This is a genomic window from Stenotrophomonas sp. YJH_SMC_133, assembly GCF_059370655.1.
In genome coordinates, this window is the sequence record NZ_JCAFTW010000015.1 from 66739 (window position 1) to 88211 (window position 21473).

Annotated in this window: 17 protein-coding genes; 4 read left to right on the forward strand and 13 right to left on the reverse strand. The window is 66.3% G+C overall.

The features are described 5' to 3' along the window. Window positions 1-2: 2 nt before the first annotated feature. From rpfF to betI, 5 genes are all read right to left on the reverse strand, one after another. The gene (gene rpfF / locus AC5P78_RS19075; protein WP_012480080.1) at window positions 3-872 is read right to left on the reverse strand and encodes a diffusible signal factor synthase RpfF; all 870 of its coding nucleotides are present in this window, start codon (window positions 870-872) and stop codon (window positions 3-5) included. Window positions 873-1072: 200 nt separating this feature from the next. Continuing rightward, complete coding sequence (locus AC5P78_RS19080) at window positions 1073-2749, reverse strand: long-chain fatty acid--CoA ligase (protein ID WP_076739006.1); 1677 nt, start codon at window positions 2747-2749, stop codon at window positions 1073-1075. 222 nt (window positions 2750-2971) lie between these two features. Then, a complete protein-coding gene (gene betA / locus AC5P78_RS19085; RefSeq protein ID WP_005409499.1) occupies window positions 2972-4654 on the reverse strand; it encodes a choline dehydrogenase in 1683 nt (560 codons plus the stop codon). Window positions 4655-4755: 101 nt separating this feature from the next. Continuing rightward, window positions 4756-6228: a betaine-aldehyde dehydrogenase gene (gene betB / locus AC5P78_RS19090; protein ID WP_005409500.1), complete on the reverse strand. Its 1473-nt coding sequence runs from the start codon at window positions 6226-6228 to the stop codon at window positions 4756-4758. Window positions 6229-6266: 38 nt separating this feature from the next. Further along, the gene (gene betI, locus AC5P78_RS19095) at window positions 6267-6857 is read right to left on the reverse strand and encodes a transcriptional regulator BetI (protein ID WP_005409501.1); all 591 of its coding nucleotides are present in this window, start codon (window positions 6855-6857) and stop codon (window positions 6267-6269) included. A 170-nt stretch (window positions 6858-7027) separates the two neighbouring features. Here betI and AC5P78_RS19100 point away from each other — a divergent pair, with 170 nt between their 5' ends. After that, window positions 7028-8578: a BCCT family transporter gene (locus AC5P78_RS19100; RefSeq protein ID WP_111198189.1), complete on the forward strand. Its 1551-nt coding sequence runs from the start codon at window positions 7028-7030 to the stop codon at window positions 8576-8578. Between the two features lie 151 nt (window positions 8579-8729). Here AC5P78_RS19100 and acnA read toward each other — a convergent pair whose 3' ends face one another. Further along, window positions 8730-11483, reverse strand: a complete 2754-nt coding sequence (gene acnA / locus AC5P78_RS19105; RefSeq protein WP_088431980.1) for an aconitate hydratase AcnA — start codon at window positions 11481-11483, stop codon at window positions 8730-8732. Between the two features lie 260 nt (window positions 11484-11743). Further along, complete coding sequence (bamE, locus tag AC5P78_RS19110) at window positions 11744-12115, reverse strand: outer membrane protein assembly factor BamE domain-containing protein (RefSeq protein ID WP_005409504.1); 372 nt, start codon at window positions 12113-12115, stop codon at window positions 11744-11746. A gap of 192 nt (window positions 12116-12307) precedes the next feature. On the opposite strand from bamE, the gene AC5P78_RS19115 reads away from it, so the two are divergent. From AC5P78_RS19115 to acnB, 3 genes are read left to right on the forward strand one after another with little or no spacing between them, the layout of a single operon-like run. Then, window positions 12308-12532: an AbrB/MazE/SpoVT family DNA-binding domain-containing protein gene (locus tag AC5P78_RS19115; protein WP_005409505.1), complete on the forward strand. Its 225-nt coding sequence runs from the start codon at window positions 12308-12310 to the stop codon at window positions 12530-12532. A 6-nt stretch (window positions 12533-12538) separates the two neighbouring features. Further along, window positions 12539-12937, forward strand: a complete 399-nt coding sequence (locus AC5P78_RS19120; RefSeq protein ID WP_005409506.1) for a type II toxin-antitoxin system VapC family toxin — start codon at window positions 12539-12541, stop codon at window positions 12935-12937. A 43-nt stretch (window positions 12938-12980) separates the two neighbouring features. Next, window positions 12981-15572 (forward strand): bifunctional aconitate hydratase 2/2-methylisocitrate dehydratase, encoded by a 2592-nt coding sequence (gene acnB / locus AC5P78_RS19125; RefSeq protein ID WP_012480087.1) that lies wholly within the window; start codon window positions 12981-12983, stop codon window positions 15570-15572. Between the two features lie 91 nt (window positions 15573-15663). Here the strand turns inward: acnB and AC5P78_RS19130 are convergent, their stop codons facing one another. From AC5P78_RS19130 to AC5P78_RS19155, 6 genes are all read right to left on the reverse strand, one after another. Continuing rightward, window positions 15664-16608, reverse strand: coding sequence for a hypothetical protein (locus tag AC5P78_RS19130; RefSeq protein WP_049460683.1), 945 nt, complete (start codon window positions 16606-16608; stop codon window positions 15664-15666). 90 nt (window positions 16609-16698) lie between these two features. Further along, entirely contained in the window at window positions 16699-18285 is a 1587-nt protein-coding gene (locus AC5P78_RS19135) for a hypothetical protein (protein ID WP_044570055.1), read from the reverse strand. A gap of 92 nt (window positions 18286-18377) precedes the next feature. Then, the gene (locus AC5P78_RS19140; protein WP_005409510.1) at window positions 18378-19451 is read right to left on the reverse strand and encodes a protein-glutamate methylesterase/protein-glutamine glutaminase; all 1074 of its coding nucleotides are present in this window, start codon (window positions 19449-19451) and stop codon (window positions 18378-18380) included. Continuing rightward, the gene (gene cheD, locus AC5P78_RS19145; protein WP_005409511.1) at window positions 19448-20044 is read right to left on the reverse strand and encodes a chemoreceptor glutamine deamidase CheD; all 597 of its coding nucleotides are present in this window, start codon (window positions 20042-20044) and stop codon (window positions 19448-19450) included. The genes AC5P78_RS19140 and cheD overlap by 4 nt, the downstream gene beginning before the upstream one ends. After that, window positions 20041-20910, reverse strand: a complete 870-nt coding sequence (locus AC5P78_RS19150) for a CheR family methyltransferase (RefSeq protein ID WP_012480090.1) — start codon at window positions 20908-20910, stop codon at window positions 20041-20043. The genes cheD and AC5P78_RS19150 overlap by 4 nt, the downstream gene beginning before the upstream one ends. Window positions 20911-20947: 37 nt before the next feature. Further along, window positions 20948-21473: methyl-accepting chemotaxis protein (locus tag AC5P78_RS19155; RefSeq protein ID WP_495204722.1), on the reverse strand; the 526-nt coding region annotated here is incomplete at its 5' end.

A 21473-nucleotide genomic window follows, 5' to 3' on the forward strand; every position in this document is an offset into this window, starting at 1 on the left:
GATCAGGCCGGGTCGCCATTGCGCCGGGCCTGCGCCCGTACGAGCCGATCCATGGTGCGCAGGGACTTCTCGCCGAGCTGCATCGCAGTGTCTACCCAGATCTCGGTGATCCGCATCATTTCATGCAGCGGCACCATGGTGGCGATCTCGTTGACCTCACGCATCGCCGCCCAGGCGTGTGGGATGCGTCGGCTTTCCTTGATCACCTGTTCGACTGCGGCAACACCTTCGCCCACCGGCACCACGATGTCGACCAGGCCCATTTCCTTCAGCTGGCTGGCGGTGTAGAGGTTGCCTTCCAGCATGATCTTCTCCGCCAGCCGCGGACTGATCCGCTGGCACAGGAAGGAGTAGGCGCCCATGCCGGGGAACAGGTCGAACAGCACCTCCGGCAGGCCCATCAACACGCCTTCCTCGGCGACGATGGTGTGGCAGCTCAGTGCGGCCTCGAAGCCGCCCCCCAGTGCATTGCCCTGGACCAGGGCGATGCTGTGGGCACGGGTGCCCAGGCCGGCATGGAAGGCATGCACGCCGCGCACGCAGCGCTGGGCATAGTCGAGCAGGCGGGCGCGGTCGCCCTCGCGGATCAGGCGGCAGAACAGTTCGAGATCGCCACCCAGGTTGAACACGTCGCTGTCCGAGGCAAGTACGACATGGGGTGACAGAGCGTGCGAGGCGCTGAGGCGATCGCCCAGTTCGCGCTGGTAGTCGACGATGTCATCGACCAGGCGCGAGGCGAAGCACGGCCGGCCTGGCTGGTTGACCAGATTGGCGTGCATATGGATCCAGTAAACATCCCGCTCGGGTTCTTCGGTGATACGCAGGGTAGGGTGCTGCGAGGGACGGGTAATGATGGGGCGTACTGCAGACATGGGAGTTCTCCGTGTGACCGTCCGGCCAACCGCAGAGCGGACGGAGAGGAGTGAGGGGGCGAGCTGAACATGCGGCGGCGACTGATTCTATGCACCCGTCGTGAACCGCCCGCAAGCGCCGGGCCGGCCATGTTCCGGCAATAAAAAGACCCCGCCGTCTCCGGCGGGGTCCCCTGTACTGTCGTGTTGCCCGGAAACCCTTACTGGGCGGGCGTATCACGCAGCTCGCGACGGAGAATCTTGCCGACGTTGGTCTTCGGCAGCTCCTTTCGGAATTCTACGATTCTGGGGTGCTTGTAACCGGTCAGGTTGGCCCGGGCATGTTCCTTGACCATTTCCGCGGTCAGGTTCGGGTCCTTCTTCACGATCACGACCTTCACGACCTCGCCGGACTTCTCGTCCGGGACACCGACCGCAGCCACTTCCAACACGCCGGGCATCATCGCGATGACGTCCTCGACCTCGTTCGGGTACACGTTGAAGCCGGACACCAGGATCATGTCCTTCTTGCGGTCGACGATGTAGAAGAAGCCCTGTTCGTCCATCTTCGCCATGTCGCCGGTGTGCAGCCAGCCGTCGGCGTCGATGGCGGTGGCGGTTTCCTCCGGGCGCTGCCAGTAGCCCTTCATCACCTGCGGGCCCTTGATGCACAGCTCGCCCACTTCGCCCAGCGCCAGGATGTTGCCGTTGTCGTCCTTGATGCACGCATCGGTGGACGGGATCGGCAGCCCGATGGCGCCGTTGTACTCGGGCAGGGTGAGCGGGTTGATGCAGGCCGCCGGCGAGGTCTCGGTCAGGCCATAGGCTTCGACCAGGGTCACCCCGGTAACCTTCTTCCAGCGTTCGGCCACGGCACGTTGTACCGCCATGCCGCCGCCGAGGGTGAACTTGACCGAAGAAAAGTCGATCTCGTCGAAGCCGGGCGTGTTGAGCAGGCCGTTGAACAGCGTGTTGACGCCGGTGATGGCGGTGAAGCGGGTGCCCTTGAGCTCCTTGACGAAACCCTTCATGTCGCGCGGGTTGGTGATCAGGTGGTTGCAGCCACCGAACTTCATGAAGACCAGGCCGTTCGCGGTCAACGCGAAGATGTGGTACAGCGGCAAGGCAGTGATGATCACTTCCTTGCCCGGCTCGATGCCCGAGGTGGACAGCCACGCCGACGCCTGCTGCATGTTGGCAATCAGGTTGCGGTTGGTCAGCATCGCGCCCTTGGCCACGCCGGTGGTACCGCCGGTGTACTGCAGGAAAGCGATGTCGTCGTGGTCGATCTCGACCTTCGGAAGCGCGTGGCGGCTGCCCAGCTTGAGCGCCTGCCTGAAGCGGACGGCGCCCTTGATGTGGTAGTTGGGCACCATCTTCTTGACGTACTTCAGCACGAAGTTGACGATCGCGCCCTTGGCGCCGAGCAGGTCGCCCAGGCCGGTGGTGACCACGTGCTTGACCGGCGTATCGGCGATGACCTGTTCGACGGTGTCGCCGAAGTTGTCGACCACCACCAGCGCACTGACGCCCGCGTCGACCAGCTGGTGCTTGAGTTCGCGCGCGGTGTACAGCGGGTTGACGTTGACCACGGTCAGTCCGGCGCGCAACACGCCGAAGGTGGCCACCGGGTACTGCAGGCAGTTGGGCATCATCAGGGCGACGCGGTCACCCTTCTTGAGCTTGAGCTCACCCAGCAGGTAGGCGGCGAACTGGGTGACCAGCGCATCGGTCTCACCGTAGGTGAGCACTTTGCCGAAGCTGGAGTAGGCCGGACGGTCGCGGAATTTCGCGACGGAAGCGTCGAAGACCGAAGCTACCGAATGGAACTCGTTGATGTCGATTTCGGCGGGAACGCCTTTCGGATAGCTCTGCAGCCAGGGACGATCCAGACTCATATTCCCCCTCCAGGAATCGTGATGTATTAGGTTCCGGCCCTGAGCGTAGCGACAATGGCCGTTCATTGCAGCATACCCCGCCGTAGGGAAAACGCGAAGAGGCCCCGAAGGGCCTCTTTGCTTGGTCGTGCCGGCCGCTGGCCGGCATCTGCGCTCGATCGGGATTCCGGTGGATGCCGGCCAGCGGCCGGCACGACCGTGTCGCCAAGCGGGGCGCTTGCGTCAGTCCTGCTTGCGCACCGGTGCACCGTTGGCCTTGTAGTACGGCGCGGTGCTGCGGGCCAGCGGGGTGCGGCCGCGGATCACGTCGGCCAGCTTCTCGGCCATCATGATGGTCGGCGCGTTGAGGTTGCCGGTCACCACCTGCGGCATGATCGAGGCATCGACGATGCGCAGGCCTTCCAGCCCGTGCACGCGGCCCTGGCCGTCGACCACCGCCATCGGGTCATCGGCGTGGCCCATCTTGTTCGAGCACGACGGGTGGTAGGCGGTCTCGGCATGTTCGCGGACGAACGCATCGATCTGCGCATCGGTCTGCAGCGCGCTGCCCGGGGAAATCTCGCGGCCGCTGTACGGTGCCAGCGCCGGCTGCGCGAAGATCTCGCGGGTGATGCGGATCGCCGCGCGGAACTCGCGCCAGTCCTGCTCATGCGACATGTAGTTGAAGAGGATGCTCGGATGTTCGCGCGGATCCTTCGAACGCACGTGGATGCGGCCGCGGCTGGGCGAGCGCATCGAACCGACGTGCATCTGGAAGCTGTGCGCCTTGATCGGGTTGGAGCCGTTGTAATTGATCGCTACCGGCAGGAAGTGGTACTGCAGGTTCGGCCAGTCGAATTCGGCGTCGCTGCGGATGAAGCCGCCGGCCTCGAACTGGTTGCTGGCGCCGATGCCGGTGCCCAGGAACAGCCACTCGGCGCCGATGGCCGGCTGGTTGTACAGCTTCAGTGCCGGTGCCAGCGAGACCGGCTTCTTGCACTCGTACTGCAGGTACATCTCCAGGTGGTCCTGCAGGTTGGCGCCGACGCCCGGCAGGTGGTGCACCAGGTCGATGTCCAGGCTGCGCAGCAGGTCGGCCGGGCCGACGCCCGAACGCTGCAGGATCTGCGGCGAGGCGATGGCGCCGCCACACAGCAGTACTTCGCGGCGCGCGGTGGCACGCTGCGGCTGGTCGTTGTGCAGCCACTGCACGCCCACCGCACGCTTGCCCGAGAACAGGATGCGGTCGGTAAGCGCGTGGGTGACGATGGTCAGGTTCGGGCGCGGCTTGGCCAGGTCCAGGTAACCACGGGCGGTGCTGGAGCGACGGCCCTTCGGGGTCACCGTGCGGTCCATCGGGCCGAAGCCTTCCTGCTGGTAGCCGTTGAGGTCGTCGGTGCGCGGGTAGCCGGCCTGCACGCCGGCTTCGACCATCGCAGCGAACAGCTCGTTGTTACCGGCCTTCGGCGTGGTCACGCGCAGCGGGCCGTCGCCACCGTGGTAGTCATTGGGGCCGATGTCGCGGGTTTCCGCCTTGCGGAAGTACGGCAGGCAGTCCAGGTAGGTCCAGTCTTCCAGGCCCGGCATGCTGGCCCAGTTGTCGTAATCCATCGCGTTGCCGCGGATGTAGCACATGCCGTTGATCAGCGACGAGCCGCCCAGCCCCTTGCCGCGGCCGCAGTCCATGCGGCGGTTGTTCATGAAGGGCTCGGGATCGGTCTTGTACGCCCAGTTGTAGCGCTTGCCCTGCAGCGGGAAGGCCAGTGCCGCCGGCATCTGGGTACGGAAGTCGAGCCGGTAGTCCGGGCCACCGGCTTCCAGCAGCAGCACGCTGACATCGGCATCTTCGGTGAGGCGGGTCGCCAGCACGTTGCCGGCCGAACCAGCGCCGATGATGATGTAGTCGTACTCGTTGTGGGTGCTCATGGGTGTCTCCTGCAGGCCGGGGCGCGCTGCATGCAGGCGTCCCGGCGGAATGTCGGATCGGCGCGGTGGCCGGACGAGGGTGCGCGCTCGGGGCGCGCCGGTCAGAACACGCTGGCGTAGTCGCCCAGTTCCACCTGCACCGACTTGATGCGGGTGTAGTGGCCGAGGGTGGAGATGCCGTTCTCGCGGCCGACGCCGGATTCCTTGTAGCCACCGACCGGCATTTCGGCCGGCGACTCGCCCCACGTATTGATCCAGCAGATGCCGGCTTCCAGGCGGTGGATGATGCGGTGGGCGCGGCTGATGTCCTTGCTGACCACGCCGGCGGCCAGACCGAAGGTGGTGTCGTTGGCGCGACGCACCACTTCGTCTTCGTCGTCGTAGGCGAGGATGCTCATGACCGGCCCGAAGATCTCTTCCTTGACGATGGTCATGTCATCGCGGCAGTCGGAGAACACGGTCGGCAGAACGTAGGCGCCATTGGCCAGCGCGCCTTCGGTGGCACGGCCACCGCCGGTCAGCAGGCGGGCGCCTTCGGCCTTGCCGCTTTCGATGTAGCGCAGCACGTTTTCCATGTGCGGGAAGCTGGTCAGCGGGCCGAAGTTGGTTTCGGCGGCCATCGGGTCGCCGATGCGGATGCGCTTGACGCGCTCGACAACGGCGGCCTCGAACGCGGCGAGCATGCTGCGCGGCACGAATACGCGGGTGCCGTTGGTGCAGACCTGGCCGGAGCTGAAGAAGTTGGCCATCACCGCGATGTCGGCGGCGCGGTCCAGGTCGGCGTCATCGCAGATCACCAGCGGCGACTTGCCGCCCAGCTCCATGGTCACTTCCTTCAGCGAGGAGGACGCGGCGCTGGCCATGACCTTCTTGCCGGTGGCGACGCCACCGGTGAAGGAAATCTTCTCGATCACCGGGTGCTCGGTCAGCCACTGGCCGATCTCGCGGCCCGGGCCCTGCACGACGTTGAACACGCCAGCCGGCACGCCGGCTTCGGTGTAGATCTCGGCCAGCCGGATCGCGGTCAGCGGGGTCACTTCCGAAGGCTTGAACACCATCGCGTTGCCGGCGGCCAGGGCCGGGGCCGACTTCCACATGGCGATCTGGATCGGGTAGTTCCAGGCGCCGATGCCGGCGACCACGCCCAGCGGCTCGCGGCGGGTGTAGAAGAAGCTCGATTCGCGCAGCGGCAGCTGGATGCCTTCGATGGCGGTGGCCAGGCCGGCGTAGTACTCGACCACGTCGGCGCCGGTGACGATGTCCACGGTGGTGGTTTCGGCCAGCGCCTTGCCGGTGTCCAGGGTTTCCAGGTGGGCCAGCTCGTCGTTGCGCTCACGCAGGATCTCGACGGCGCGGCGCAGGATGCGCGAGCGTTCCATCGCGGTCATCGCGGCCCACACCTTCTGGCCTTCGGACGCGCTCTGCACGGCACGCTCGACGTCGGCCTGGCTGGCAACCTGCACTTCGGCGATCACCTCACCGGTGGCCGGGTTGACGGTCTTGAAGGTCTTGCCGCTGGTGGCATCGACGCGCTGGCCGTGGATGTAGAGCTGTTGGACGGGCAGGGTGGTCATGGGGCGTACTCCTTGGAAGGGGGCGGGTGCTGGAGCGCTTATAGCGCGACAGCCTGCAACTGGAAGTCGATGTAGCCGTAAGCGATGCGCCGGGACTTCTCGGCGTTGAACTGGCCGCCGACCAGGCTGCCGCGCAGCCACAGGCCATCGATCATCGCGGCCAGCCCGCGAGCGGCCAGGCGGGCCTGCGGGTGGGGCAGCAGGCGGTTGAACTGGTGGCACAGGTTGGAGAACAGGCGCTGGTCGTTGGCGCGCTGCAGCCGGGCCAGTTCCGGCTGGTGCATGCTCGCGGCCCAGAAGGTGAGCCAGACGCGCATCGCGGTGCCGTTGATCTGGCTGTCGTCGAAGTTGCCGTCGACGATGGCGCGCAGCTGCTCGCGCGGGTCGTCGCTGGCGTCGGCGCGGTAGCGGGCGACCGCGTCCTTCAGCTCGCGCAGGATCTGCCGCATTGCGGCATTGAGCAGGCCGTCCTTGTCGCCGAAGTAGTGGGCGACGATGCCGCTGGACAGCCCTGCCTTCTTCGCGATGGTGGCGACGGTCGCATCGGCCATGCCGATCTCGTCGATGGTCTGGAAAGTGGCCCGGATCAGCTGCTCGCGTCGTACCGGTTCCACGCCTTTCTTCGGCATTGTCTCTCCACGGATTGCGACCCGAAGGATCGGGCTGCCCGCCATTATGCTTTTTATTGATTGAACGTTCAATCAATAAACCCTAGGATGCGCTCGCGCCCCACGCCATGGGCCCGGTTTACCGGTCCGGCCCCGCCCATGTGCTCCCTCGGACTTGATGAGACGACCCCATGTCTTCCCTGGCTCATCCCAAGCGTTCGCCCCTGCGCTTGAACCGTTTTGTCTTCTTCAGCTCCTCGGTGTCGATCGGCATCCTCGGGCTGCTCACCGTTCTCTATCCCGAAGGCAGCGAGCACTGGCTGCAATGGGCGCAGGCCGAGGTGTCGGCCGCGTTCGGCTGGTGGTACATGCTGCTGATCGTGCTGTGCCTGGGCTTCGTGCTGTGGCTGGCGTTCTCGCCGTATGGCCGCATCCGCCTGGGTCACAACGAGGAATCGCCGGCCTTCGGCTACGTCGCCTGGGTCTCGATGCTGTTCTCGGCCGGCATCGGCATCGCGCTGCTGTACTACGGCGCCTACGAGCCGCTGGACCACTTCCTGCATCCGCCCGGGCAACCCGGCGGCACCGTGGCCGCCGGCCGCGAGGCGATGGTGCTGACCTTCCTGCACTGGGGCCTGCACGGCTGGGCGCTGTATGCGCTGGTCGGCGTGGCACTGGGCTATTTCGCCTACCGCCGTGACCTGCCGCTGGCGCTGCGCTCGGCGCTGTACCCGATCTTCGGTGAGCGCATCCATGGCCGCATCGGCGACATGGTCGATGGCTTCGGCATCCTCGCCACGCTGATCTCGATGGTCACCAACCTCGGCATCGGCGCGCTGGTGGTGCAGTCCGGCCTGGTCTACCTGTTCCACATCCCGGATACGCCGCAGGTGCTGGTGGCGATCGTGCTGGTGATGATGGTGGTGGCCACCATCGGCGTGGTCGCCGGTGTGGAGAAGGGCATTGCCTGGTTGTCCAACCTCAACGTGCGCCTGCTGTGCGGCCTGCTGCTGTTCGTGCTGGTCACCGGCCCGACCCTGCACCTGTTCGATGGCCTGATCCAGAACACCGGCGATTACCTCGGTGCGTTCGTGCGCAAGAGTTTCGACATGTACCTCAACGACCGGAAGGGTCGTGAGTGGATGGGCTCGTGGACGCTGTTCTACTGGGCCTGGTGGATCGCCTGGGCGCCGTTCGTCGGCCTTTTCGTGGCGCGCATCTCGCGGGGCCGCACCATCCGCGAAGTGATCATGGGCGTGCTGCTGATCCCGCTCGGCTTCACCCTGGCGTGGCTGTCGATCTTCGGCAACACCGCCATCGACCTGGTGCTCAACCATGGCCAGGCGATCCTGGGTGACGTGGCCCAGCACGATGCGGCGATGACGCTGTTCAAGCTGCTGGAATACCTGCCCGCCGCGCCGTACGTGGCCGGTGCCGCGGTGGTGATCGGCTTCGTGCTGTTCCTGACCCCGGTCGATTCGGGCACGCTGATGATCGCCAACCTGTGTACCCGTCGCGTTGACGATGGGGTGGAAGATGGCCATGACGCGCCGATCTGGCTGCGCGTGTTCTGGGCCGTCGGCATCACCGTAGCCAGCGTCGGGCTGCTGCTGGCCGGCAATTTCAGCGCAATGCAGACGGCGGTGGTGCTGTGCGGCCTGCCGTTCTCGTTCACCCTGGCGTTCTACATGTGGGGCCTGCTGAAGGCGCTGCGCGCCGACCCGGACGCGCCGCGCCGGTGACCGCGCATCTGGCGCCCATCCCGGTGCCGCCGGAGATGCGGTAGAGCCAGGCCATGCCTGGCTGCAGAGAAACAGGAAGGGCCGGATCCGCGAGGATCCGCCCCTTTTGTTGGGTAGTCGACCAGCAGTCGACTCTACCGAGAGCGGAACGTTACTTGCTGGCCAACTGGCGCAGCACGTACTGCAGCAGGCCACCATGACGGAAGTACTCGACTTCCTTCGGGGTCAGCAGCATCACCGACACCTCGAAGGTCTTCTTCGTGCCGTCGGCCTTGGTCGCGGTGACCGTGGCGCGCTTGCTGGCACCGTCCTGCAGGCCGGTGATGTCGATCACTTCCGAGCCGTCCAGGCCCAGGCTCTGCGCGTTCTCGCCGTTGCGGAACTGCAGCGGCAGCACGCCCATGCCGACCAGGTTGGAGCGGTGGATGCGCTCGAAGCTTTCGGCGATGACTGCCTTCACCCCCAGCAGCAGGGTGCCCTTGGCAGCCCAGTCACGCGACGAACCGGTACCGTATTCCTTGCCGGCCAGCACCACCAGCGGCACCTTGTCGGCCTTGTACTTCATGGCCGCATCGTAGATCGCCAGCTTTTCCGGCTGGCCGCCACCGGCCGGGTAGTACAGGGTGTTGCCGCCTTCCTCGCCACCGAACATCAGGTTCTTGATGCGGATGTTGGCGAAGGTGCCGCGGACCATCACGTCATCGTTGCCGCGGCGGCTGCCGTAGCTGTTGAAGTCGGCCGGCTGCACGCCGCGCTCCTGCAGGAAGCGGCCTGCCGGCGAGTCCTTCTTGATGTTGCCGGCCGGGGAGATGTGGTCGGTGGTGATCGAATCGCCGAACAGGCCCATCACGCGCGCGCCGTGCACGTCGTTGATGCTGCCGGTCTGCATGGTCATGCCATCGAAGTAGGGCGGGTTCTTGATGTAGGTGGAGGCATCGCTCCACGCGTACAGGTTGCCGTCCGGCGAGGCGATGGTGTTCCAGCGGGTATCACCCTTGAACACGTCGGCGTAGTTCTGCTTGAACATCTCCGGCCCGATGGTGGCGGCGATGACGTCGCCGATTTCCTTGTTGCTCGGCCAGATGTCGCGCAGGAACACTGGCTGGCCATCGCTGCCGGTACCCAGCGGCTGGGTGGTCAGGTCGATGTCGGTGGTGCCGGCGATGGCGTAGGCCACCACCAGCGGCGGGCTGGCCAGGTAGTTCATCTTCACTTCGGGGTGCACGCGGCCCTCGAAGTTGCGATTGCCCGACAGCACCGAGGTGACCACCAGGTCGCCGGTGGCGATGCCGGCGCTGACTTCGGTCGGCAGCGGGCCGGAGTTGCCGATGCAGGTGGTGCAGCCGTAGCCGACCACGTAGAAGCCGATCTTTTCCAGCTCCTTCAGTACGCCGGCCTTTTCCAGGTAATCGGTGACCACCCGCGAGCCCGGCCCGAGCGAGGTCTTCACCCACGGCTGGCGGTTCAGGCCCTTGGCGGCCGCATTGCGGGCCAGCAGGCCGGCGCCGATCATCACCGCCGGGTTGGAGGTATTGGTGCACGAAGTGATGGCAGCGATGACCACCGCGCCGTCCTTCAGGCGGACCTTGCGGCCTTCGATCTCGATGTCGGCGAAGCCCTTGGCCAGCTGCTCGTTGCCGACCGCGGCGCCGCCGCCTTCGTTGACGAACGAGGAGACGTCGTCGCTGCGCTTGTCACGGTTGGCGGTCATGCCGACCAGGGCTTCACGGTAGTTCTTCTGCACGTCTTCCAGCAGCACGCGGTCCTGCGGGCGCTTCGGGCCGGCCAGCGACGGCTTCACCGTGCCCATGTCCAGTTCCAGCGTGGTGCTGTACTGGGCGTGCGGGCTGCCTGGCTCGTGCCACAGGCCCTGCGCCTTGGCGTAGGCCTCGACCAGGTTGATCTGCTCTTCGCTGCGGCCGGACAGGCGCAGGTAGTTCAGCGACTCGGCGTCGATCGGGAAGATGCCACAGGTGGCGCCGTATTCCGGGGCCATATTGCCGATGGTGGCGCGGTCGGCCAGCGGCAGGTGCTGCAGTCCGTCACCGTAGAACTCGACGAACTTGCCGACCACGCCCAGCTTGCGCAGCATCTGGGTGACGGTCAGCACCAGGTCGGTGGCGGTGGCACCCTCGGGCAGCTTGCCGGTCAGCTTGAAGCCGACCACCTGCGGGATCAGCATCGACGATGGCTGGCCGAGCATGGCGGCCTCCGCTTCGATGCCGCCAACGCCCCAGCCCAGCACGCCGATGCCGTTGATCATCGTGGTGTGGCTGTCGGTACCGAACACGGTATCGGGGTAGGCCACGGCTTTGCCATCCTTCTCCGCGGTCATCACCACGCGGGCGAGGTTTTCCAGGTTCACCTGGTGGACGATGCCGGTGTTCGGCGGCACCACCTTGAAGTTGTCGAAGGCCTTCTGGCCCCAGCGCAGGAAGCCGTAGCGTTCCTGGTTGCGCTGGAATTCGATCTTGCCGTTGAGGTCCAGTGCGTCCGGCTTGCCGAACACATCGACCTGCACCGAGTGGTCGATGACCAGCTCGGAAGGAATCTGCGGGTTGATCTGCTCCGGCGAGCCGCCGAGCTTGACCACCGCATCGCGCATCGCGGCCAGGTCGACCACGCAGGGTACGCCGGTGAAGTCCTGCAGGACCACGCGCGCCGGCATGAAGGCGATCTCGGTGTCCGGTTCTGCCGCCGGATTCCAGCGGGCCACGGCTTCGATGTGGTCCTTGCCGACGGTGATGCCGCCGTCCTCGTGCCGGAGCAGGTTCTCCAGCAGGATCTTCATCGAGTAGGGCAGGTGGGAGATATCGAAGCGCTGGCCCAGCGTGGGCAGGCTGAAGTAGTCGTAGGTCTTGCCGCCGACGTTCAGCTGGCTGCGGGTGGAGAACGAATCGCTCATGCGGGGTAACTCCTTCTTGCGGATGGCTTGCTCTGGCCCGTGCGTGCAGGGGCCTGCTTGCGGTCGCCGGTGGCATTCCGGCCCCGGATCCTGCCCAGTATCGGCGATCCAGCGCCCGGCAATGACCCGGCTGGCTTGGAACGCAAGGTTACAGCGGTGTGTGTAGCCTTCGTGTCAGCGCGTGCGGTCGTCGCCCGCTGGCCCGAACGCAGACGGGACGCCCATGGGCGTCCCGTCCGGAAGTGCGTGTCGAGCAGGACTTACTTGCCGTTGGCGGCATCCAGCAGCGGATTGCCGGTCTTGCCAACAGCGTTGCTCTTGGACTTGGCCGTCAGCACACCCTGCTTGTTGAATTCCAGGACGGTCGCTTCCTGGATGTTCTTGCCGAAGGTCTTGATCTTCACGTAGTCGTAGTACCAGACCTGGGTGTCGCCCAGCTGTTCGCGGCGGCCGGGTGCGCCGAACTTCTCACGGACCTGGTCCTGGCTGGTCTTGCCGACTTCCAGGGTGTCCATCTGCTGTTGGGTGATCTCGACGCCGGTGGTGTAGGCGCCGAACGGATTGGCGTGGGCTGCCGTCGTCGAAAGGGCCAGCGGGGCAGCCAGCATCAGGGCAAGGGTCAAGGCGCGCATGGAACATCCTTTTATGGCGGGTAGGTGCGGGCGGCACGCGGTGCGTCCAGCCCGGGGCCGCAGCAGGTCGCTGCGGAGCCAGTCTAACCCCCGGATGCGACCAGCGCAGGATCGCGGTCACGGATTGGGCGGGTTTGTTCCAGATGCTGCGAGTATGTATAATTCATGCATACTTTTTGAGGCGTACCCCCCATGGAAGCCACCGTTGCTGAACGCGGACAGATCACCCTGCCCAAGGCGGTGCGTGATGCCCTCGGCCTGACCAAGGGCACGCTGCTGAAGGTCGAGCTGGACGGCAGCCGCATCATCCTGCGCAAGAGTGTTGACGATGCCATTTCACGGGCGCGCGGCAAGTTCGCGCTGGACGGCTTCGAATCGTCCGACGCGGCGGTGCGCGCGGTGCGTGACGAGGAGTAAGCCGTGATGATCGCCGTCGATTCACCGGTGCTGGTCGAGCTGCTCAGCAATGGTCCGCAGGCCGATGCCGTGGAAGCCATCCTCAGGCAGAGCCTGGTCGGTGGCCGCGTGGTGGTCTGTGGCGCGACGTTGGCCGAAGTCTGCGCATCGCTGCGCGGCGGTGCCGAAGTGCTCGAAGCGCTGGAAGAGATGGGTGTGCATTTCAATCCGATGGAAGCCAAGTCGGCACTGCGCGCCGGCGAGATGCACCGCCGTCATCGCCAGCGCGGCGGCAGCCGCCGCAGCCTGGACGAATTCATGGTCGGCGCCCACGCACTGCTGCAGTGCGACGGCCTGATCACCTGGAACGACACGTTTTACCGCGACTACTTCAAGGGCCTGAAGCTGATCGTGCCGCAAGCCTGAGCCCACTTTGTTATTTCAACCTACGCATTACCCGGGAGTTGTCATGTTGGAAGCCTACCGCCACCACGTCGCCGAGCGCGCTGCGCTTGGCATCCCGCCGCTGCCGCTGAGCGCGCAGCAGACGGCCGATGTCATTGAACTGCTGAAGAACCCGCCGCAGGGCGAGGCCGAGTTCCTGCTCGACCTGCTGACCCACCGCGTGCCGGCCGGCGTCGATGACGCAGCCAAGGTCAAGGCCTCGTACCTGGCCGCGATCGCGCTGGGCAGCGAGCAGAACCCGCTGATCAGCCGCGAGCGCGCCACCGAACTTCTGGGCACCATGCTCGGCGGTTACAACGTTGCGCCGTTGGTGCAGCTGCTTGACGACACCAGCGCCGGCACCATTGCTGCCAATGGCCTGAAGAAGACCCTGCTGGTGTTCGACGCGTTCCACGACGTGCAGGAAAAGGCCAAGGCCGGCAACGCCAACGCCCAGGCCGTGCTGCAGAGCTGGGCCGATGCCGAGTGGTTCACCAGCAACCCGGAAGTGCCGCAGAGCCTGACCGTCACCGTGTTCAAGGTGCCTGGCGAGACCAACACCGACGACCTGTCGCCGGCACCGGATGCGACCACCCGCCCGGACATCCCGATGCACGCCCTGGCGATGCTGAAGAACAAGCGCGACGACGCGCCGTTCACCCCGGAAGAAGACGGCAAGCGCGGCCCGATCCAGCAGATCCTCGACCTGAAGGACAAGGGCCACCTGGTTGCCTATGTCGGCGACGTGGTCGGTACCGGCTCCTCGCGCAAGTCGGCCACCAACAGCGTGCTGTGGTGGACCGGTGATGACATTCCGTTCATCCCGAACAAGCGCGCCGGTGGCGTCTGCCTGGGTTCGAAGATCGCCCCGATCTTCTACAACACCATGGAGGATGCCGGCGCACTGCCGATCGAGCTGGACGTGTCGAAGATGGAGCACGGCGATGTGGTCGAGCTGCGTCCGTACGAAGGCAAGGCGCTGAAGAACGGTGAAGTGATCGCCGAGTTCCAGGTCAAGTCCGAAGTGCTGTTCGACGAAGTGCGTGCCGGTGGCCGCATTCCGCTGATCATCGGCCGTGGCCTGACCGGCAAGGCGCGCGAAGCGCTGGGCCTGGCCCCGACCAACCTGTTCCGCCTGCCGGTGCAGCCGGCCGACACCGGCAAGGGCTTCTCGCTGGCACAGAAGATGGTCGGCCGCGCCTGTGGCCTGCCGGAAGGCCAGGGCATGCGCCCGGGCACCTACTGCGAACCGAAGATGACCTCGGTCGGCTCGCAGGACACCACCGGCCCGATGACCCGTGACGAGCTGAAGGACCTGGCCTGCCTGGGCTTCTCGGCCGACCTGGTGATGCAGTCGTTCTGCCACACCGCCGCCTACCCGAAGCCGGTGGACGTGAAGACCCACCACACCCTGCCGGAGTTCATCTCCACCCGTGGCGGCGTTTCGCTGCGCCCGGGCGACGGCGTGATCCACAGCTGGCTCAACCGCATGCTGCTGCCGGACACCGTGGGTACCGGTGGTGACTCGCACACCCGCTTCCCGGTGGGCATTTCGTTCCCGGCCGGTTCGGGCCTGGTCGCCTTCGCTGCGGCCACCGGCGTGATGCCGCTGGACATGCCGGAGTCGGTGCTGGTGCGCTTCAAGGGCAAGATGCAGCCGGGCGTGACCCTGCGTGACCTGGTCAACGCGATCCCGCTGTACGCGATCAAGTCGGGCCTGCTGACCGTGGCCAAGGCTGGCAAGAAGAACATCTTCTCCGGCCGCATCCTGGAAATCGAAGGCCTGCCGGAGCTGAAGGTCGAACAGGCGTTCGAACTGTCCGACGCCTCGGCCGAGCGTTCGGCGGCCGGTTGCTCGGTGCGCCTGAACAAGGAACCGATCATCGAGTACCTGACCAGCAACATCACGCTGCTGAAGTGGATGATTGCCGAGGGCTACCAGGATCCGCGTTCGCTGCAGCGTCGCATCGAGAAGATGGAGGCGTGGCTGGCCAACCCGCAGCTGCTGGAGCCGGATGCCGACGCCGAGTACGCCGCCGTCATCGAGATCGACCTGGCCGACATCCACGAGCCGATCGTGGCCTGCCCGAACGATCCGGACGACGTGAAGACCCTGTCCGAAGTCGCTGGCGCCAAGATCGACGAAGTGTTCATCGGTTCGTGCATGACCAACATCGGTCACTTCCGTGCCGCTGCCAAGCTGCTGGAAGGCAAGCGTGACCTGCCGACCCGCCTGTGGGTGGCCCCGCCGACCAAGATGGACGCCTCGGAGCTGACCAAGGAAGGCGTGTACGGCACCTTCGGCGCCACCGGCGCCCGCATGGAAATGCCGGGCTGCTCGCTGTGCATGGGCAACCAGGCGCAGATCCGCGAAGGCTCCACCGCGATGTCGACCTCGACCCGCAACTTCCCGAACCGCCTGGGCCGCAACACCAACGTGTACCTGGGTTCGGCCGAACTGGCCGCGATCTGCTCGCGTCTGGGCCGCATCCCGACCAAGGAGGAGTACATGGCGGACATCGGCGTGATCAACGCCAATGGTGCGGAGATCTACCGCTACATGAACTTCGACCAGATCGAGGAATACCAGGACGTGGCCAACACGGTCGCTGCCTGACGCGGTAGTGCCGGCCGCTGGCCGGCACGCCGTTGAAACGAAGAACCCCCGGTGAGAACCGGGGGTTCTTCGTTTGGGGGCGTACCCAGGTTCAGGCCTGGGTAACGGCGGCCGCTTCCTCGGCCACGGCCGGCGTTTCCGCCGGAAGCTCGGCTTCCACCGCAGGCTGCGGCAGAACGCCATGGTCGGGGAACAGGCGGGGCAGCTCAGCCACGAAACGCGCAATGCAGGCCTCGGCGAACTCACGCGACGCCGCCTTGGCCTTCGCATAGTCGTCTGCCTGCCATTCCTGCAGCGGGGCAACCCGTGCTTCGTCCCGGCAGTGCACGCCCTGGCCGCCACTGGCGCTGCGGAACAGCTTGCGCACCACCGGGAAGCCGATGGTTACATCGTGGCGCAGCTCGTAGGGGGTCTCTGCATCGCTGAGCTTCTGGTACACCAGCGACCACTGGCCGGCGCTGGCTTCCACGGTGCGCTCGTCGCTGGGAATGGCGCCGGGATGGGCCGCGAAATAGAGTGCCAGCTGCTCGCGGATCATGCCGGGCAATGCGCCGAAGGCCGGGCTGGGCACAGAGTGGATGTCCTCGCCACGGACGTTGTTCTTGCTGAAGCTGTTGCTGGTGCCGATGTCACCCACGCCAGTGACGAACGCCAGAGCAGACAGGCCGACCTTGGCCGCGGTGACGGCAGCGGTGTCGGCACGCATCACCAGGCGCAGCACGTGATCGCCCACGCGATTGCCGTTGGGGCCTGCACCCAGTCCGGAGGTGACCTTGATGTGCTGCAGGCTGCTGTAGTCGACAGGAGGTGCCACGGCGGCTGTGACATTCCCGATGGCCGGATCGGCCGCGGTGGGGGCGTGCACCGCGTCTGGCGCGGTCGCCGCATCCGTTGCTGGATCGAGCGTTGATCCGCTGGTGACCGCGGAATCCACGGCAGGCGTGGGTGTGGATGCTTCGTCGTTGGCGTAGGCCGACGGCGCCAGCAGCAGGGTGGCCGCGATCGCGGCGGTGAGGCAGGTTGGGCGTAATGCCACGGTAGTACTCCTTGGGGAAACGAAGATGAGGCGCTGTGTGCGCTCTGGTGGTTGATGCCCGGCGAAGGCCGAAGGTAGGGGAGCGATTGCTCAGCGCGGCGCGAATTCCCTGATCGGGAACGCATTGCAATGGGCGATCGCAGCGGCGATGTCGACCGGAGCATCGGCGGCGGCACTGCGGCGCCTGTTCACCGTGGCCGCCTCTTCCCACAGGCTGGGCAATACCTGCGGTGCGTCCAGTACGCGTTCGCGCACGGCATCGTGAAGGGCGCTGCTGTAATCGGTAGCCGGTACCACCACGCACAGGCGTGTGCCGGGATTGCTGCTGGCCTGCTGCAGCATCTTCCGCAGTGCCTCGGTGCTGCCCGCGTCGTCGGTCAACCGTTCCGGTGCGCCGCCCTGACGGGCATCCTGGATCTGCAGCTGGCCTGGGCTGAACAGCAGGACCTGCATGTCCTGCCGCGGTTCAATGCGGACCGGCGCACGCGTGCCCTCACAGCTGCTGGGGGTCCTGCGTGCGACCTGTGGCGTCGTGCTGCCATCGGCGTGTACCTGGCGCAGATGCAGGCGGCACATCTTGTCGGCCACTTCCATTTCCACTTCGTAGTCCTGCCCGGGCCTGGCCACGAACTGACCCGACAACTGCCCGTCGCAGTACATGCGGCTTGATGCGTCGAAGCGCGCTTCGACGATCAGCGGCTTGCCGCCGGCGACTTCGTACTCCTGGTAGCTGAGCATGGAGAACCGCTCGTTCTCCTTGCTGCGCAGGGTTTCCGTGGCGGGGATGCCGAGCACGCCCTTGTCACCGGCGTTGTTGTACTTGACGTCGATCCTGTCGCGGTAGTCCTCGCGGCAGGCGGCGTCGGTGTACAGGGTGGTGGTCCGCCCCAGGCTGGCATAGATGCGCACCCGTGCCGGCGGCACGGCACCGCCTGCGTAGGCCGTGAGATCTTCAGCAGCAAGCGGGCGAGGGTACATCGCCGGAATTCGCTTGATGAGCTGCTCGGTGCACTTCATCGTGATCACCTGGGCGGCAATCTTGAGTCTGGCGTAGTCATTGGCCTGCCACTCGCCCAGGGTCGCCCGGTCGTCGCTGTCACTGCATCTGATGAATTCAGCCAGGGTGCCATCGGCACGGCGTTGCTCGATGGTGCTGACGTGGTTGAGGCGGTAAAGGGGATCCTTCCGCGTGTTGCCCTGGTGCACCAGCGCCCAGGTGTCTGCACTGAAACGCAGGGTGCTGCTCTGGTTGGGCAGCGCGTCGGGCGCATAGCTGAAGTAGCCACCCACCAGCGCCCTGGCTACGTTGGGCATCAGCGTGATGGCGGGGCTGGCCTGGCTCTCGACGATGCTGCCGGGCAGGGTGTTGCGCCGGAAGTAGTCCGGCTCATTGCCGCTGAAGAGCAGTGCGAGCCCCTTTGGCGTGAGCGACTCGCTGTCATCGGGGGTGACGATGCGCAACGCCACGTCGGGTGCGTGGAGGCGCTTCGATGCGGTATCCGGACCACTCTGGATCTGAACGCGATCGGTCCAGACGGTGCCCTTCGCGACGGGGGCGGGGGGAAGGCCCGCGGTGGCCTGCGGCGGTGCCGGCACGCCGGCAGCGGTAGCTGCCAGCGGAGCCAGCAGAGCGGCCGCCAGCAGTGACGGTTGGTAACGGAAGAGACGCAGGGCCATGGTCAAACTCCTTGGAAAACACGACAGCCGTGCCGGCCCTTCCGGGGCCGGCATCTGAAAGGGGGAATCAGGCGGTGCGATGCCGCGGACGATCAGCCGCGGGCGAGCGCCAACAGTCGTTCGGCGATCCGTTCCAATGGCACCTGTTCTTCGGCCGCTCCCAGTTTGAAGGCAGCACCGGGCATGCCCCAGACCACGCTGGTGGCTTCATCCTGGACCAGCGTCGGCGCGCCGGCCTGGCGCATTTCCAGCAGGCCGCGCGCGCCATCGTCACCCATGCCGGTGAGGATGGCGCCGATGGCGTTGCCGCCCGCGCTCTGCGCGACCGAACGGAACAGCACGTCCACCGCGGGCTTGTGGCGGTTCACTGCAGGGCCATCATCGACGCGGCAGCGCCAGCGCGCACCGTCGCGGATGATCCGCAGGTGCTTGCCGCCCGGTGGCAGGTAGGCATGGCCAGGCAGCACTGCCTCGCCGTCGCTGGCCTCACGCACGGCCATCGCGGAATGCCGGTCCAGGCGTTCGGCGAAGGCGCTGCTGAAGCTGGCGGGCAGGTGCTGGGTCATCACCACGGCAGGCGCATCGGCCGGCATGCCTTCCAGCACCACGCGCAGCGCCTCGGTGCCGCCGGCCGAAGAACCAATCGCGATCAGGCGGTCGGTGGTGCGGAACTGCGGTGCAGCCGGGCGCATTGCAGGAGCTGCTTCCAGCAGGAGTTTCGGAGCGGCAGCACGCACCAGCGGGCGCACCCGCGAGCGCGCCGCCATCTTCACCTTGGCGATGATCTCGTCGGCGTAGCCCTGCAGGCCGCGTGCGACGTCCAGCTTGGGCTTGGAGACGAAGTCCACGGCGCCCAGTGCCAGTGCCTGCAGCGTGGTATCGGCGCCGCGCTCGGTCAACGAGGAAATCATCACCACAGGCAGTGGGTGCAGCCGCATCAGGTTTTCCAGGAAGGCGAGGCCGTCCATGCGTGGCATTTCCACGTCCAGCGTGATCACGTCCGGGGCCAGGCGCTTGATCTTCTCGCGCGCCAGCAGCGGGTCGGCAGCGGTGCCGACCACGTCGATGGCCGGATCGCTGGACAGGATTTCCGTGAGCATCTGGCGCACGACGGCGGAGTCGTCGACGATCAGGACCCGGCAGGGGGCGTTGCCGGTCAGGGTCATTCGAACAACTCCACGCCACCGGTGACCGGGGCCTTGGACAGGCGCGCACGCACTGCCGATTCGGTGGCAGCCACTTCGGCTTCGTGGGCATGCGGCAGGCGCTGCACCACCACCCGGCCGGTGTCGGCGAAGAACCAGATCTTGCGCGGATGGATGCCGCACAGGTCCTCGGCGATGATCGGAATATGCTCGGCCTGCAGGTACTGGCGCACGAACTCGGCATTACGGGTGCCGACCGGATTGCTGGTGAAGCCCTTCAGTACGTTGGCGCCGCCGAACACCTTGGCCTCGATGCGCTTGCGGTGCGCGCCGCGCTTGAGCATGTCGTTGATCAGCAGCTCCATCGCATAGCTGCCGTAGCGTGCGGGCGCGCCGTCGCCAGCGTTGCCCTCCGGCAGCAGGAAGTGGTTCATGCCGCCGATCTTCAGCACCGGGTCGCGCAGGCAGGCGGCCACGCACGAACCCAGGGTGGTGGTCAGCGCGGTGGTGTCATCGACCACCAGGTACTGGGTGGGCAGCAGCTTGGCGGCAAGGGTCTGGAAGCGTGCATCCTGGTAGCGCATCACGTCGTCGGTACGCAGTGAGGCGTTCATGCGCCGGCCTTTGCCGCGCGGCGGTACAGGGTGCGCCCGCAGGGCTGGATCAGGTCGGCGGCGTGCAGGTAGTTCTCCGAGTGTCCGGTGTAGAGCAGGCCATCGTCGGCCAGGTGCTGCACCAGGCGGCCGAGGATGGCGCGCTGGGTCGGCTTGTCGAAGTAGATCATCACATTGCGGCAGAACAGCGCGTCGAACGGGCCGCCGACGTCGTAGCGCGGGGCGAGCAGGTTCAGTGGACGGAACTCGATCAGCTCGCGCAGCGCCGGCAGCACGCGGCACTGGCCCTCGTTGGGACCGCTGCCACGCTGGAAGTAGCGGCGGCGCAGGTCCGGGTCGAGATTGGCGACACGGTCGATGTTGTAGACGCCGCGGCCGGCGGTGGCCAGTACCTGGGTATCGACGTCGGTAGCGATGATGCGCACCGGCGGCTTCAGCGTACCGAAGGCCTCGCAGGCGGTGATCGCCATCGAATAGGGTTCCTCACCGGTGGACGCCGCGCACGACCACAGCAGCAGCGGCGAACGGCTGGAACGCTGCTGCAGTTCTTCGCGCAGCTTGTCGAAGTGGTGCGGCTCGCGGAAGAACGAGGTCAGGTTGGTGGTCAGTGCGTTGGTGAACGACTGCCACTCGTCACCGTCTTCCTGCTCAAGATGGTCCAGGTACTGCTGGAAGCTGCGCATGCCCAGCGTGCGCAGGCGGCGCGACAGGCGGCCATAGACCATGTCGCGCTTGGCCGGTGCGAGGGCGATGCCCACGCGCTGGTAGATCAGGTCGCAGACGCGGCGGAAATCACGGTCGGCGAACTCGAACTCGCGCGGGCCGGTGACGATGGGAGTAGGACTTTGCACGGGGGACGTGTCCATCGGCAGAGGCGGCGGCCGAAGCCGCCGCGGGTGGGTCTCAGAATTCCTGCCAGTCGCTGTCGCTGGCGGCGAAGGTGCTGGCGTTGCTGCTGCGACGTACCGGCGTGGGCGTGCTGGTCGGCTGCGGACGTGCCACGGGGGTGATGCGCGCCGGTTCCACGCGTTCGGCGACAGCCTTCACCGCGGCCGAGACCTGGTTGTCGAGGCGGAAGATCGCCACGGCGTCGGCCAGCTGCGCGGCCTGGTCTTCCATCGCACGTGCGGCGGCGGTGGCTTCTTCCACCAGCGCGGCGTTCTGCTGGGTGGTCTCGTCCATCTGCACCACGGTCTGGTTGACCTGCTCGATGCCGGCCGACTGTTCCTGCGAAGCGGCGGAGATCTCGGCCATGATGTCGGTCACGCGCTGCACCGAGGCGACGATTTCGCCCATGGTGCTGCCGGCCTGGTGCACCAGGCTGGAGCCTTCGGCGACCTTGCCGACCGAATCATCGATCAGGCCCTTGATCTCCTTGGCCGCCGCAGCCGAACGCTGGGCGAGGGTACGCACTTCGCTGGCGACCACG

Coding starts and splice junctions, on each gene's coding strand:
- AC5P78_RS19135 (WP_044570055.1), bottom strand. CDS start 18,285: ATGGCCCTGCGTCTCTTCCGTTACCAACCGTCACTGCTGGCGGCCGCT.
- rpfF (WP_012480080.1), bottom strand. CDS start 872: ATGTCTGCAGTACGCCCCATCATTACCCGTCCCTCGCAGCACCCTACC.
- bamE (WP_005409504.1), bottom strand. CDS start 12,115: ATGCGCGCCTTGACCCTTGCCCTGATGCTGGCTGCCCCGCTGGCCCTT.
- AC5P78_RS19150 (WP_012480090.1), bottom strand. CDS start 20,910: ATGGACACGTCCCCCGTGCAAAGTCCTACTCCCATCGTCACCGGCCCG.
- AC5P78_RS19080 (WP_076739006.1), bottom strand. CDS start 2,749: ATGAGTCTGGATCGTCCCTGGCTGCAGAGCTATCCGAAAGGCGTTCCC.
- AC5P78_RS19120 (WP_005409506.1), top strand. CDS start 12,539: ATGATCGCCGTCGATTCACCGGTGCTGGTCGAGCTGCTCAGCAATGGT.
- acnB (WP_012480087.1), top strand. CDS start 12,981: ATGTTGGAAGCCTACCGCCACCACGTCGCCGAGCGCGCTGCGCTTGGC.
- betA (WP_005409499.1), bottom strand. CDS start 4,654: ATGAGCACCCACAACGAGTACGACTACATCATCATCGGCGCTGGTTCG.
- acnA (WP_088431980.1), bottom strand. CDS start 11,483: ATGAGCGATTCGTTCTCCACCCGCAGCCAGCTGAACGTCGGCGGCAAG.
- betI (WP_005409501.1), bottom strand. CDS start 6,857: ATGCCGAAGAAAGGCGTGGAACCGGTACGACGCGAGCAGCTGATCCGG.
- AC5P78_RS19140 (WP_005409510.1), bottom strand. CDS start 19,451: ATGACCCTGACCGGCAACGCCCCCTGCCGGGTCCTGATCGTCGACGAC.
- cheD (WP_005409511.1), bottom strand. CDS start 20,044: ATGAACGCCTCACTGCGTACCGACGACGTGATGCGCTACCAGGATGCA.
- AC5P78_RS19115 (WP_005409505.1), top strand. CDS start 12,308: ATGGAAGCCACCGTTGCTGAACGCGGACAGATCACCCTGCCCAAGGCG.
- betB (WP_005409500.1), bottom strand. CDS start 6,228: ATGACCACCCTGCCCGTCCAACAGCTCTACATCCACGGCCAGCGCGTC.
- AC5P78_RS19100 (WP_111198189.1), top strand. CDS start 7,028: ATGTCTTCCCTGGCTCATCCCAAGCGTTCGCCCCTGCGCTTGAACCGT.